Origin of the sequence: Streptobacillus felis, from assembly GCF_001559775.1 — a bacterium.
Lineage (GTDB): Bacteria > Fusobacteriota > Fusobacteriia > Fusobacteriales > Leptotrichiaceae > Streptobacillus > Streptobacillus felis.
In genome coordinates, this window is the sequence record NZ_LOHX01000015.1 from 1 (window position 1) to 567 (window position 567).

Annotated in this window: 1 pseudogene; it reads left to right on the plus strand. The window is 34.0% G+C overall.

From position 1 onward, the window contains the following. Nucleotides 1–567 (plus strand): annotated as a pseudogene (locus AYC60_RS08775) (hypothetical protein); the annotation flags it as partial.

A 567-nucleotide genomic window follows, 5' to 3' on the forward strand; every position in this document is an offset into this window, starting at 1 on the left:
CAAAAAATAGGTAATGGAGATAAAATAACATTAAAAGCAGGTAATAACTTAGAAGTAGAACAAAATGGAAAAGACTTTACTTTTGCTTTAAATAAAGATCTAACAGGACTAGATAGTATAAAAGTAGGAAAAGATGGATTAGATGGAACACCAGGAAAAGATGGAGTATCAATAACAGGACCAACAGGAGCAGCTGGAATTGATGGACAACCAGGTACAAATGGACTTGATGGTAAGATAGGAATCTCAGGAAAAGATGGAAAAGATGCAGTATCAATTTCAGGAAAAGACGGAATAGGAACTATAGGACTAACAGGACCTAAAGGAGTACCAGGAAAAGATGGAAAAGATGCAGAAGCAAAAATCCGTGTAGAATATGGAGAAAAAGGTCTAGATGGAAATGATGGAGCTAATGGAGAGACTAAGACAAGAATTATCTATGAAAAACCAAATGGAGAAAAAGAAACAGTAGCAACATTAAAAGATGGATTGAAATTTGCTGGAGATAATGGAACTACAGTAATAGATAAAAAATTAAATGAAAAACTTGAAATTGTTGGTGGAGCA